At 35.4% G+C, this 14270-nt stretch carries 13 protein-coding genes; 1 reads left to right on the top strand and 12 read right to left on the bottom strand.

Translation table 11 applies throughout. The annotated features are described in order from the left end of the window. Nucleotides 1-43: 43 nt before the first annotated feature. The 12 genes from ffh to pta form a co-directional block, all read right to left on the bottom strand. On the bottom strand, nt 44-1390 hold the full coding sequence (gene ffh, locus DWW68_RS01675; RefSeq protein WP_118588642.1) for a signal recognition particle protein: 1347 nt from the start codon (nt 1388-1390) through the stop codon (nt 44-46). Nucleotides 1391-1401: 11 nt separating this feature from the next. After that, a complete protein-coding gene (gene ylxM / locus DWW68_RS01680) occupies nt 1402-1737 on the bottom strand; it encodes a YlxM family DNA-binding protein (protein ID WP_021953109.1) in 336 nt (111 codons plus the stop codon). Nucleotides 1738-1845: 108 nt separating this feature from the next. Next, nucleotides 1846-3066 (bottom strand): threonine ammonia-lyase, encoded by a 1221-nt coding sequence (gene ilvA / locus DWW68_RS01685; RefSeq protein ID WP_021953110.1) that lies wholly within the window; start codon nt 3064-3066, stop codon nt 1846-1848. Nucleotides 3067-3089: 23 nt separating this feature from the next. Then, nucleotides 3090-4013 (bottom strand): signal recognition particle-docking protein FtsY, encoded by a 924-nt coding sequence (gene ftsY / locus DWW68_RS01690; protein WP_118588643.1) that lies wholly within the window; start codon nt 4011-4013, stop codon nt 3090-3092. Nucleotides 4014-4043: 30 nt separating this feature from the next. After that, nucleotides 4044-7604, bottom strand: coding sequence for a chromosome segregation protein SMC (gene smc / locus DWW68_RS01695; RefSeq protein ID WP_118588644.1), 3561 nt, complete (start codon nt 7602-7604; stop codon nt 4044-4046). An 11-nt stretch (nt 7605-7615) separates the two neighbouring features. Then, nucleotides 7616-8296, bottom strand: a complete 681-nt coding sequence (gene rnc / locus DWW68_RS01700; RefSeq protein WP_021953113.1) for a ribonuclease III — start codon at nt 8294-8296, stop codon at nt 7616-7618. 47 nt (nt 8297-8343) lie between these two features. Further along, nucleotides 8344-8577: an acyl carrier protein gene (gene acpP, locus DWW68_RS01705; protein WP_021953114.1), complete on the bottom strand. Its 234-nt coding sequence runs from the start codon at nt 8575-8577 to the stop codon at nt 8344-8346. An 18-nt stretch (nt 8578-8595) separates the two neighbouring features. Next, complete coding sequence (plsX, locus tag DWW68_RS01710) at nt 8596-9606, bottom strand: phosphate acyltransferase PlsX (protein WP_118588645.1); 1011 nt, start codon at nt 9604-9606, stop codon at nt 8596-8598. 120 nt (nt 9607-9726) lie between these two features. Next, the gene (gene rpmF / locus DWW68_RS01715) at nt 9727-9906 is read right to left on the bottom strand and encodes a 50S ribosomal protein L32 (RefSeq protein WP_021953116.1); all 180 of its coding nucleotides are present in this window, start codon (nt 9904-9906) and stop codon (nt 9727-9729) included. A 3-nt stretch (nt 9907-9909) separates the two neighbouring features. Then, a complete protein-coding gene (locus DWW68_RS01720; RefSeq protein ID WP_118588646.1) occupies nt 9910-10434 on the bottom strand; it encodes a DUF177 domain-containing protein in 525 nt (174 codons plus the stop codon). Between the two features lie 86 nt (nt 10435-10520). Further along, complete coding sequence (locus DWW68_RS01725) at nt 10521-11714, bottom strand: acetate kinase (protein ID WP_118588647.1); 1194 nt, start codon at nt 11712-11714, stop codon at nt 10521-10523. Between the two features lie 96 nt (nt 11715-11810). After that, entirely contained in the window at nt 11811-12806 is a 996-nt protein-coding gene (gene pta, locus DWW68_RS01730; protein WP_118588648.1) for a phosphate acetyltransferase, read from the bottom strand. Between the two features lie 193 nt (nt 12807-12999). On the opposite strand from pta, the gene DWW68_RS01735 reads away from it, so the two are divergent. Next, entirely contained in the window at nt 13000-14229 is a 1230-nt protein-coding gene (locus DWW68_RS01735; protein WP_118588649.1) for a nucleotidyltransferase family protein, read from the top strand. The last annotated feature ends 41 nt before the right edge of the window (nt 14230-14270 follow it).

A 14270-nucleotide genomic window follows, 5' to 3' on the forward strand; every position in this document is an offset into this window, starting at 1 on the left:
TTTTTACCTCCATAAATTTTATCTGATAATTAGTCAATTATATCTAAAAGCCAAAAGGCATTTTAAATCCACCTCGTTTTTTCCTGCCCCCCATCATTCCAGGCATATTCTTCATCATTTTTCTTGCCTGTTCAAACTGCTTAACCAGTTTGTTTACTTCACTAATGTCTACACCTGCTCCATTGGCAATACGTCTTTTTCTTGACGGATTAATCAGGTCAGGATTTCCTCTTTCTTCTTTAGTCATTGAAAAAATAATAGCTTCTATTTTTCCCAACTGTTTCTCATCAGGAAGCATGTCGTCCTTAATCTGACCGCCTACCCCGGGAATCATATTAATAAGTGATGACAAACCACCCATGTTCTTAATCTGTCCCATATATTCAAGATAATCATCAAATGTAAACTGTGCCTTTCTAAGCCTTTGTTCCATTTCTTTTGCCTTATCCTGATCTATAGCCTGTTCAGCCTTTTCAATAAGTGATAACACATCACCCATACCAAGGATTCTTGAAGCCATTCTGTCGGGATGAAACTGTTCTAAATCTGAAAGTTTCTCTCCCATACCTATATAAAGAATCGGCTTTCCGGTAACTGCCTTAATTGATAATGCCGCACCACCTCTTGTATCACCGTCTAACTTAGTAACGATAATACCGTCAATACCGATTTTTTCATTAAATTCCTTAGCTACATTTACAGCATCCTGTCCTGTCATGGCATCTACAACCAATACAGTCTGTGTAATATCAATATTGTCTCTTATTTCCACAAGTTCATTCATCATGTCCTCATCAACATGTAAACGTCCTGCCGTATCTAAAATAACTACATTATTGCCATTCTTTTTGGCATGTTCAATACTTGCCTTTGCAATATTAAGAGGCTTTTGTTTGTCTCCCATGGCAAATACAGGAACCTGCTGTTTCTCACCGTTAATTTTTAACTGGTCAATAGCTGCAGGACGGTAAACATCACAGGCAACTAACAGCGGTCTTTTACCTTTAGCCTTTAACTTGCCGGCTATCTTGGCAGTGGTTGTAGTTTTACCCGCACCCTGAAGACCCATCATCATAATAACCGTTATCTGGTTATCAGGAAGAAGCTTAAGCTCCGTAGTTTCAGAACCCATAAGTGCTGTCAGCTCTTCGTTAACAATCTTAATAACCATCTGTCCCGGTGTAAGAGAACTCATAACATCCTGTCCTACAGCTCTCTCCTGAACCTTTTTAATAAAGTCCTTTACTACCTTAAAGCTTACATCTGCTTCTAATAAAGCAATTTTTACTTCTTTTAAGGCAGCCTTTACATCATCTTCCGTGAGACGGCCTTTACTTCTTAAATTTTTAAATATATTCTGTAACTTATCGGATAAGCTTTCAAATGCCAAAGCCATACCTCCTAATAATTATCTAATATTTCCTGAGCTATCATTTTTATTTCAGAAATATTTTTCTGATTTATATCACTGTCTGCTAACTGACAGATTCTTCTCACATCTTCCTTAGTCTTGGAAAATCTCTCTACAAGGTGTAGCTTTTCCTCGTAACCGTTTAATATCCTGTCACAGCGTTTCACCATGTCGTGAACTCCCTGCCTTGAAATTCCCCTTTCCTGGGCAATCTCTCCAAGACTATAGTCATTTAATATAAAATCCTCATATATTTCCTTTTGATGTTCCGTAAGAAGTTCGCCATAAAAATCATATAACATAGAACTTTTATATACATCTTTCATCGTAAACATACCTTTCTATATGATTTGATTTTACCACCTAGAGTATAATACAGTAAAAAGCAAAAGGTGTCAAGTATTTTTTCTTGACACCTTTGTTTTTGTTTTATTTTATAAATTTGGAGCTTCTTCCTTTGGATTATAACCTGTTTTTTTCAAGGCTTCAAGAATCTGTTCCTTATGGTCATGTCCAAAGCATTCCAATGTAACCTTTAATTCAACAGCTGCATTTCTGTTTACTGAAACAAACTGATTATGCTCTAACTTAATTACATTACCTTGCTGCTTTGCAATTTCATTTGCCACCTTAACCAATTCGCCCGGCTTGTCAGGAAGCAATACGGAAACACTAAATACTCTTCCACGCTGGATTAATCCATGCTGAAGGGTAGATGACATTGTGATTATGTCCATGTTACCACCACTTATGATTGAAACAACCTTTTTGTCCTTAAATTTCAGATGTTTAAGAGCTGCTACCGTAAGAAGTCCCGAATTTTCAGCAACTAACTTATGATTTTCAACCATATCTAAAAATGCATCTATTAATTCTTCATCCTTAATTGTAATAATTTCATCAATATTTTTCTGGATATAAGGAAAGATAATCTCTCCCGGTGTTTTTACCGCAGTACCGTCAGCAATGGTATTGGCACTATCTAATGTAACAACATGTCCTGCTTCAAGACTTGCCTTCATACAGGCTGCATGTTCAGGTTCCACACCAATAACCTTAATTCTCGGATTAAGCATTTTAGCCAATGTGCTTACACCTGTTGCTAATCCGCCTCCTCCTATTGGAACCAAAATACAGTCAACTGTTGGAAGTTCTTTAAATATTTCCATGGCAATTGTTCCCTGACCTGTTGCCACATCCAAATCGTCAAATGGTGGAATAAATGTATATCCTTGCTTTGATGCAAGATTTAAAGCATATTTGCAGGCATCATCGTATACATCACCATATAAAACCACGTCTGCACCATAGTTTTTGGTTCTGTTCACTTTCATAAGTGGAGTTACCGTAGGCATTACAATGGTAGCCTTAGCTCCATATATTTTTGCTGCGTAAGCTACACCCTGGGCATGATTTCCTGCTGATGCAGTAATAAGACCCCTCTCTCTTTCTTCTTCAGAAAGAGTGCTGATTTTATAATACGCACCTCTTACCTTGTAAGCCCCTGTAAACTGCATGTTTTCAGGTTTAATATACACATGGTTACCTGTCTGTTCACTGAAATAATCACTGTAAATTAAGTTTGTATTAATAGTTACTTTTTTTACTATTTCACTAGCTTCCTCAAATTTTCTTAAAGTTAATTTTTTCTCCATAACAATACCTCTATCTGACTAAATTACTCCTGTACGTTAAATAATGCTTCCACAAAATCGTGTGCATCAAATTTCTGTAAATCATCAATCTGTTCTCCCACACCTATATATTTTACAGGTATGCCAAGTTCCGCCTGAATGGCAATGGCTATTCCACCCTTAGCAGTTCCATCCATTTTTGTAAGAATAACACCGGTAATGTCAGCACATTCCTTAAACTGCTTAGCCTGTACTAAGGCATTTTGTCCTGTTGTGGCATCAAGAACTATGAAGTTTTCCCTATGGCATCCACCATATTCTTTTTCAATGATTCTGTCTAACTTCTTTAATTCTTCCATAAGATTTTTCTTATTATGAAGTCTTCCTGCTGTATCGCACAAAAGAATATCTGCACCTTTATTTTTAGCTGATGATATGGCATCAAACAAGACAGAACCCGGATCCGAGCCTTCCTTTCCTGAAACAATGTCAACTCCTGCCCTGTCAGCCCATTCTTTTAACTGTTCTGCAGCAGCCGCCCTAAACGTATCAGCGGCAGCCAAAACTACCTTTTTGTTATTTTTCTTAAACTGACTTGCCAGTTTTCCAATGGAAGTGGTTTTTCCCACCCCGTTTACACCAATCATTAAAATTACGGAACGCTGATTTTCAAAATCGTATGCATTTTCCCCTATATCCATTTGCTCTTCTATGTTTTTTATAAGCAAATCCTTACATTCCATAGGCTCCTTAATTTTTAATTCTTTTACCTGTTCCTTTAATGTATCAAGAATTTCTTCTGTAGTATTCACTCCAATATCACTCATAATAAGAGTTTCCTCTAACTCTTCATAAAAGTCATCATCTATATTGGAAAATCCCGTAAAAATGGAATTTAATCCTGACACAATATTGTTTCTGGTTTTTGTAAGTCCTGAAACTAATTTTTCAAAAAACTTTCCTGCCATATTTAATACGCTTTTTGCGTCTCCTTTCTGTTATTTTGTTAAATCCTTCTCTAACAAATCTACAGATACTAATGCAGAAATACCCTTTTCCTGCATTGTTATACCATATAATCTGTCGGCTGAATTCATAGTTCCACGTCTGTGAGTTATAACAATAAACTGAGTATTTTTTGTAAGTTTATGTAAATACTCTGCAAACCTTACAACATTAGAGCCATCAAGAGCTGCTTCTATTTCATCTAAAAGACAAAACGGTGAAGGCTTCAGGTTCTGGATGGCAAACAACAGACTTATGGCTGTAAGTGCCTTTTCTCCACCTGATAACTGCATCATATTCTGGAGTTTCTTTCCAGGTGGCTGGGAAATAATATTAATTCCTGCCTCTAAAATATCCTCTGCTTCCGTCAGCTCAATTGTGCCTTTTCCACCACCGAACAACTCCTTAAATACTTTATCAAATTCAATCTTAATCTCCTCAAATTTCTCCTTGAACTGCTTTCTCATTCCCACTTCAAGTTCATCAATTATTTTAAGAAGATTTTCCTTAGCTTCCATAAGGTCGTCATGCTGGGTTTTCATAAACTGATAACGCTCATTTACTTCCTTAAACTCTTCAATGGCATTAATGTTTACATCACCTAATGATTTCATTTCTTTTCTTATGTTGGCTATATTATCTCTTATCTCTGATTTATCACTGTAATCAGGATTCTTCATTTCACAGGCTTTTCTGTATGTGATTTCATATTCATTCCACATATAAGCCTCTTTGTTTTCAGATTTTTCCTCTAATGCCTCTTTCTGGCTGCTTAGTCTGTAAACTTCTTTATCTAAAGCTGAAATTCTCTCTGAAAGCTGTTCACGTTTTTCAAAAAATTCCTTGTGTTCACGGCTTTGCTTATCCTTTTCATCTTTAGCCTTTTGAATTTCTTCCTTTAAGAGTTCAACCTGCTTACGGCTCTTCTCAGTTTCTTTAGTAAGATTATCAATAGCTTCTGTTCTGGCACTTATTTCATTGTTGTTTTCCTTAGAATTATTTTTAATATCTTCTATTTCCTGCTTAAAGCCTTCAATAACCTTACCTGCATTACTGATTTTCTCAACAATAAATTCGTGCTTTTGCTTATAGTTTGCAATTTCAATATTTATTTCTTCTAAAAGACCATTTTGCTGAGCCAATTCTTCTTTTAGAGAATTAAGTTTCTTTGTATTCTCTACAACTTCCTTTTCTAACAGGTTACTTCTGTCCTCTGTTCCCGTCAGTTCATCATTAAGAGATACACTGTTTTTATTGATGTCGCTTATCTGAACAGCAATATCATCGCTTTCACTGGTATAATCCTTATATTCCCTTGCTATGCTGTCCTTCTTATCTTTTGCCTGCTTTAAATTAATCTCAATGGTATTTTTAATAATAAGCTGTTCCTGTAAACCTGATGTAATTTTATTTACTTCCTCTGAAACAACACTTATTTCACCTCTGTTATCTGTTAAAGCCTTATCCAGACCTGTTTTTTCTTCTTTTAATATAACAAGCTTCTTTTGAATTTCGTCTATTTCACGTCTTCGTCCCAGAAGATTACTGTTGTTTTTAAAGGCACCACCGGAAATCGAACCACCTACATTTAGGTATTCACCTTCAAGGGTAACAATTCTAACAGTGTAACGGTATTTTCTCTCAATGGAAATGGCATGGTCAATGGTGTCCACCACCATAACTCTTCCAAGAAGGTATTTAGCTACCCCTTCGTATTCTTTCTTAATATCCACTAAGTCACTGGCAAGCCCCAACACTCCCTTTTCCTCTAATGCATCAGGAGCATTGAAATTAGTTTTGTTGCTCATACTGCTAAGAGGCAGGAAAGTGGCACGTCCATATTTGTTCTTTTTAAGATACTCAATGGTGTCCTTAGCCGTGGTTTCCGTATCAGTGACAATATTTTGAATATTTCCACCTAATGCTGTTTCTATAGCCACTTCATACTTTTTGTCAACCTTAATAATGTCTGCTACAACACCAATAATCCCTTTACGGCCTTCCTTTAATTCCATTACCTTCTTTATGCTGCTTCCATATCCCTCATAACGTTCGGTAATGTTCTTTAAAGTTTCAAGATTTGATTTTAATTTATGATACTTCTCATTGTTTTCCGACAATTCCTTTGAAAGTCTGCTGTTTTCCACTCTCAAATCTGCCAAATCATTGTTATATTTATTTAAAGTATCATTTATTTTCTTTATGTCACTTTTAACGTTTTCAAGCTGCTGTTCTAACTCCTTAATAACGTTGTCCTGACCATCTCTCTGACTTTTAAATTCAATAAGTTTCTGGTTAAGTTGTGATTTTCTTATGTTAATCTGCTCTAACAAGGTATCACATCTTTGTATTTTTGTTTTAATTAAAGCCTTGGCGTTAAGAAGTTCAATTATTTCTCCTTTGTCCTTCTCAATTTTTTCCTCTAATTCCTTTATTCCCTGACCTTTTTCCTCAATCTGTTCATTTATTTCAGTTTGGGAAGCAATGACTTCCTTTAACTTACCCTCATTTTCCGTCTTTTCCCTTTGTGCATTTTCTAATTCAATGCCCTGCTGTTTAATTTCCTCATTAACGGAATCTATTCTCTGATTAATGTAGGATTCGTTATTTTTTGCTGAATTAATCTGCTCCCTGATAACATTAATCTGTCCCTCGAACTTTTCAATATTCAATATAGTTTCATTAAATGAAGCCTTTTTGGTTTCAATTGTATTGTCAATTTCTTCAATAATTTTCTCAAGTTTAGTGTAATCCGCCTTGATTTTTTCAAACTCATCAGATGCCACCTGCATGTCGCCTGATGCGATTTTAATTTTTTCATCAAGCTGTGTTAATCTGTTTTTAATCTCATTGTATTCAATTAAAAACATGTTTACATCGTTTACTTTTAAATCATCTTTCAATAAAAGATATCTTTTAGCCTTTTCACATTGCTTTTCTAAAGGAACCACCTGTCTTTCCAGTTCCCCTAAAATATCTGAAACTCTTACAAGATTCTGGTTCTGGTCGTCAAGTTTTCTTAAAGCTTCATTTTTTCTTCTTTTAAACTTAACAATTCCTGCAGCTTCGTCGAAAAGTTCTCTTCTTTCCTCCGGCTTACCACTTAATATTTTGTCAATCTGTCCCTGACCTATAATGGAATAACCTTCTTTTCCAATACCTGTGTCATAAAACAACTCATTGATGTCTTTTAATCTCACCTGAGTTCCGTTTATCATATATTCGCTTTCACCGGAGCGGAATAATCTTCTTGAAACTGTAACTTCGTCGTAATCTATATTTAATTTATGATCTGAGTTATCAAATGTTATGGCAACATATGCATATCCCATAGGTTTACGGTTTTCTGTTCCTGCAAATATAACATCTTCCATTTTCGAGCTTCTAAGCTGTTTTGTTTTCTGCTCCCCTAATACCCATCTTACGGCATCTGCAACATTACTTTTTCCTGAACCGTTTGGCCCTACAATTCCTGTAATCCCATTGTGAAATTCAAAATTTATTTTATTTGCAAAAGACTTAAATCCGTGTATTTCAATGCTTTTTAAATACATGTTGTTCCCTCTTATCTAAATTTTTTCAAGGCACTGTACGCCGCCTGCTGTTCAGCCGCCTTTTTGGTATGACCCATGCCACTGCCAATTACTTTGTCATCAAGCATCGCAGCCACCTCATAGGTTTTATTATGATCAGGCCCAGTTTCACCTGTTATTTCATATGAAAGCTTACCAACCTTTGCAATATTAATTCTTTCCTGCAAAATTGTTTTACTGTCATAAAATAATCTTTTATTTTCAATATCATTTAAAGCAAATTTAATTATAAAATCTCTAGCATTATCTATTCCACCATCTAAAAATATGCTTCCTATAAGGGCTTCAAAGGCATCTGAAACAATGGAATTTCTCTTTCTTCCACCTGTTTCTTCCTCACCTTTTCCCAAATAAATAAATTCCTCAAGACCAATTTCCCTCGCATCATTTGCCAAAGTAGGTTCACACACAAGGCTTGCTCTTAGCTTCGTCATATTCCCTTCCGGCATATCCGGCATGGTTTTAAATAAAAACTCACTAGACACCAATTCTAAAACGGCATCACCTAAAAACTCAAGCCTCTCGTTGTCCTTTATTCCCTTACTTCTATGTTCGTTAGCAAAAGATGTATGGGTTAATGCGTTAAGCAGCAGGTCTTTATCCTTAAAAACATATTCTATTTTTGTTTCTAATAAGGCGTAATCACTATTCATATATATCCTCTTAAATTATTGCGTTTTTTAAGCCCTATTTCTAGGGCTTATTTTTCAAGTTCTTTCTTAATTTTTTCGTAAGCATCACCAACTGTAACTATTGACTGTGCTTCATCTGTAGGAACCTGAATACCGAATTCTTCTTCAATTCCCATTACTATTTCCAGCACATCTAATGAATCTGCTCCTAAATCATCAACAAATTTACTGTCAGCTGTTATTGTTGCAGGGTCTAAATCTAAAACATCAGCCACTGCCTTTATTAATCTTTCTAATTCCATTATACTCTCCTTTTCAATCTATTTATTTTCTAAATTTAATTTCTCTTTAAATTTATTATTTAAATCCATTTCTTTAAATGTTCCACATTGCAGAATTGAATTTTTGATTTCTATTGCTTTTGAACTTCCATGAGTTTTTACTAAGAGTCCTTTAAGACCTAAAAGAGGTGCTCCGCCGTATTCCTCAATGGAAAATGATTTAAGTGTCTTCTTCAAATCTTTCTTAATAAGAAGAGCTCCTATTTTTGTTTTAAGACTTGCCATTAAGGTTCCTTTAATCTTGCTTAAAAGTACCGATGCCACGCCTTCATACAATTTCAAAATACAGTTTCCCACAAAAGCATCGCAGACAATTACATCTGCTTTTCCTTCAGGAATATCCCTGGCTTCAATATTTCCCACAAAATTAATATCCTTAATTTCCTTTAAAAGAGGGTATGTTTCCTTAACTAAGGCATTCCCCTTTTCCTCTTCAGCACCAATATTAACAATGGCAACTTTAGGATTCTTAATACCTACAATATTTTCCATGTACACGGAACCCATCTTGGCAAACTGAACTAAATGAGATGGTCTCGCATCAACATTCGCCCCACAATCTATAAGAAGTGAAACACCCTTCTTTGTAGGAATAAGTGGTGCAAGAGGTGGTCTTTCTACCCCTTTTAATCTTCCAATAATAACATGTCCGCCTACAAGGTTAGCTCCTGTACTTCCGGCAGATACCATGGCATCTGCTTCACCGTTTTTAACCATGTACATACATTTTACAAGGGATGAATCCTTCTTGCTTCTAATAGCAGCAACAGGTGGTTCCCCTGTTTCAATAACTTCAGTTGCATTTATAATTTCCAAAAGATTACTGTCGTAATCGTACTTTGTAAGTTCTTTTTCAATATCTTCTTTTCTGCCTACAAGTTTTATATTAATGTTTTTATTTTCATTAGCTGCTAAAACAGCACCTTTAACAATCTCTCCCGGAGCATTGTCTCCACCCATACAATCTAAGGCTACAATAGCTTTCGACATTCCAAATCCTCCTTTTTTGCATAAGGATAATATACTAAAAATACGTTATAAAATCAAGAAAAAGTGGCTGTCGCTTTAGCAATCATTTCAATGATTAAAGCAACAGCCACTTTTTTATAATTAGTCAACTGAAACAATTTCTTTTTTGTTATAGCTTCCACAAGCCTTGCATACTCTGTGTGGCATCATTAATGCTCCACATTTACTGCACTTTACAAGGTTTGGAGCTGACATCTTCCAGTTAGCTCTTCTCTTATCTCTTCTTCCTTTAGAAGATTTGTTCTTTGGACAGATAGACATGGTTTACACCTCCTTAAACTGATTAAAAACATCTAAAATTTTCGACATTCCCGTACCTGGTTCTGCGTTATCGCACTTACAGGATCCCATATTGAGATTAGCGCCGCATCTATTGCAAATTCCTTTGCAGTCTTCTTTGCATAGGACTTTCATAGGTAAACTAACCAGAATCTCGTTATAAACAAATACATCAGAATCAAATTTTGTACCTTCAAGATAAACTTCTTCATCTAACTCAGCAATCTTTTCTTCTGAAGATTTATTCATATCTAAATCTTTGAAATAATCAATATTAATCTCATACGGTACAGGCTCTAAACACTTGTCACACGGAATAATCAATGTAACCTTCCCAACGCATTTAAAATCAATATGCTTCTTACCCTTATTTCTAAAAGACAACTTAATATCACTGTCAGAAATAGGATAACGGCTCTTTTTAGTTTTAAATTCCTTCGCTTCAAGCTCTACCGGGTAATTTCTTACCCCGTCTTCTTCCTGTAGTAAATCGTATAAATCAATTAACATAATATTCCTTCTTCAAAGCACCTTATAAATTATACATATCAGCCATAGGTTTGTCAAATACTTTTTTTATTTTTTCAATTTGCTGCTTAAGCTAAAACTTCTACCGTCTCCCTTGCAATTGCAAGTTCCTCATTGGTTGGTATAACATAAACCTTAACCTTTGACTCTTTAGTGGAAATCATTACTTCCTCTCCACGTTTTGAGTTTGCCTCATCATCTATTTCAATTCCAAGATATTTTAAATGACTGCACACATCTTTTCTTACATGACCATTGTTTTCTCCAACGCCGGCTGTAAAAGCAATTACATCTACACCATTCATTACTGCAACATAGGCACCGATAAATTTTACAACAGTATGTACGTAAGCATCAAATGCTGATTTTGCATTTTCATTTCCTTCACTTATTGCCTTTTCTATATCTCTAAAGTCGCTAGACACTCCTGAAAGTCCTGCAACTCCGGACTTTTTATTTAATATTTCAGTTATTTCTGAAATATTCTTTCCTGTATGATTTGCAATAACTTCTAAAATTCCCGGGTCAATATCTCCTGAACGGGTTCCCATTATAACTCCTGCTAAAGGTGTAAGCCCCATACTTGTGTCCACTGATTTTCCACCGTCAACTGCGCATATGCTGGCACCGTTTCCTAAATGACAAACAATTGTTTTTAATTCATTATAAGGCTTGCCGCAAATAGCAGCTGCTCTCTTTGACACAAAGCTATGGGAAGTTCCATGGAATCCATATCTTCTTATTTTATAGTCATCATAGTATTCTCTAGGAAGAGCATATAAATACGCTTCCTCGGGCATTGTCTGATGAAAAGCTGTATCAAACACAACCACATTTGGTGTATCCTTCATTATTTTCATACATGCCTTTATTCCAATAATATTTGCCGGGTTATGAAGAGGTGCTAAATTATTACACTTTTCAATTTTTTCAAGTACATCTTCAGTAACTAAAGCTGACTTTGAAAAATACTCTCCACCGTGTACCACTCTGTGTCCTACTGCTCCAACTTCACTCATATCCTTTATAACTCCTGTGTTTTCTGCCGTAAGGGCAGAAATAACAGCTGTTATGGCCTCATTATGAGTTGGCATATCTATTTCTTTTGTGTTTTTTTCACAATTAACACTTTCATATGTAATAGCACTGCCGCTAATTCCTATTCTTTCACAAAGTCCCTTTGCCAATACCTTTTCATTATCTGAATTAATTAACTGAAACTTAAGTGATGAACTTCCACAATTAATAACTAAAACTTCCATTTCAAACTCCTGTTTTCTTCTAATCACATCTTATTGCCCCTACTTTCCGTTGGTGGCATTTCATTGGGAACCTATTTATAAATGAGTTTTTCTCATTTAATCTATTTGTGCCTGTACTGCTGTAATTGCCACAACACCAACTATATCCTTAGCACTACATCCTCTTGACAAATCGTTAATCGGTCTTGCAATTCCCTGACAAAGAGGACCATATGCCTCAGCCTGTCCAAGTCTCTGCAAAAGCTTATATCCAATATTTCCTGCATCTAAATCAGGGAATATAAGAACATTGGCTCTTCCCGCTACCGGGCTTCCCGGTGCCTTAAATTCTGCTATTTCAGGAACTAAAGCAGCATCTGTCTGCAATTCTCCGTCAATAAGATACTGTGGATATTCCTTGTTGGCTATTTTAGTAGCCTCAACTACTTTATCCACATCAGGATGAGCTGCACTGCCGTGGGTAGAATGGGATAACATGGCAACTCTTGCCTTCTCCCCAACTAAGTACTCAAAAGACTCTGCACTACTTGCAGCTATATCTGCTAACTGTTCCGGATTAGGATTCTGATTCAGTCCACAGTCTCCCATTACGAATACACCATTAGCTCCCATATCCTTATTAGGCACACATATTACAAAAAATGCTGAAACCAATTTACTACCTGGCTTTGTCTTTATAATCTGTAAAGACGGTCTAAGGGTATTAGCTGATGAATGGCATGCTCCTGATACAACTCCGTCTGCATCTCCAGCCTTTAACATCATACATGCAAAATACATATAGTCACTGACTAAAATGGCATATGCCTGTTCTTTAGTCATCCCCTTAGCCTTTCTTAGCTGGTAGAACTGTTCAGCATAATCCTGTATCTTTTCGTATTTTCTCGGGTTAATTATTGTAACGCCTTCAGTGTCATAATCTTTTCCATACTTTGCCACCTCTTCCTCTGAGGCTAACAGAATAATATCTGCAAAATCCTCCTTAACAATCTGTTCTGCAGCTTCATATGTACGTCTGTCCATTCCTTCCGGCAAAACAATTGTCTTTCTGTCATGTCTGGCTTTTTCCTTTAACTGCTCAATAAAACCCATATTCATCTTCTCCTTGTTTCTCATATATTCTTCAATCACACAAATAATTATAATATACCTTTTTTGAAGAAACAACAACTATTTATTTTACAATACATATAACAATTTGTGCCTTAATTAATTGATAGAATAGTGCAATAATGATACAATAATCCGGTATACTATATTTAGAAGGATATTTTAGGAGATTTCAATGAAAACAGCAGGTATAATCGCAGAATTTAACCCTTTTCACAACGGTCATAAATATTTAATTGACACGGTGCGTCAAAAAACAGGAGCTGAGAATATTGTAATTTTATGTAGCGGAAATTTTGTTCAAAGGGGACTTCCTGCTATTTTTGACAAATCTCTTCGCAGTAAAACTGCAATAGAAAACGGTGCCGACGTGGTTTTTGAGCTTCCGGTATGTTATTCTACAGCCTCTGCTGAAACTTTTGCCACATCATCAGTAAGTTTCTTTAACAAACTCAACTCCATAGATTACTTATGCTTTGGATGTGAAACGGAAAATACAAAGCTTTTAGAAGAAATTGCCCATGTATTAGCAGATGAACCAACAGAATACAGAGATTCATTGTTAGAAAATCTCAAATCAGGAATGACCTTCCCAAAAGCCCGTGGGATTTCATTAAAAAAATATATGCTTTCAAAAAATCCCGCCATTATTCAGGAGGATTTTGATAATATCATTTCATCTTCTAATAATATTTTAGCAATTGAATACTTAAAAGCATTATATAAAACATCATCAAAAATTAAGGCTTTTTTCATTAAAAGACAGGGAGCCGGTTACAATGACACTAACATAAACATGGAATTTGCTTCTGCTTCAGGAATAAGAAATGCCTTGTCAGACAACCATACTCCTGACCTAAGTTCTGTGATACCGGCAAACTCCCTTTCCCTTTATTCAAAGGCTGAACCTATTTTTCTTAAACATTTTTCAGAAATTTTAGGATATATTCTTTTACAGGAAAGTGATTTTACAAAATATAGTGATGTTTCAGATTTTTTAAGTAACAGAATTAATAATTTAAAAGGAAATTATACCGGCTATGAGGACTTTATATCTATGCTTCAGTCCAAAAACTATACCTATGCCGGCATTTCCAGATGTCTTTGTCACATACTTTTAGGTATTACCAAAGCTGATATGGATTATTTTAAAGATAATGATTACCTTAAGTTTGGAAGGCTCCTTGCCTTTAGAAAAGATTCCGGGGTTTTATCTGCAATAAAAAACAACAGTAACATAAATTTAATAAGTAAATTTTCCGATTATTACAGCGTATGTGATGATTTTGACAGAAAAATCCTGGATATAAATATCAAGGCAGATTCTATATATAGAATGGTTTATGCAAATAAATACAAAAAGGAACTGTCTACGGAATTTAACCGTAAAATAATTATTCAATGACCCTTATAGATAACAATCTAAAAAGACTACCTGCCACACAT

The organism is Eubacterium sp. AF16-48 (assembly GCF_003479405.1).
Classification (GTDB): Bacteria; Bacillota; Clostridia; order Lachnospirales; family Lachnospiraceae; genus Eubacterium_G; species Eubacterium_G segne.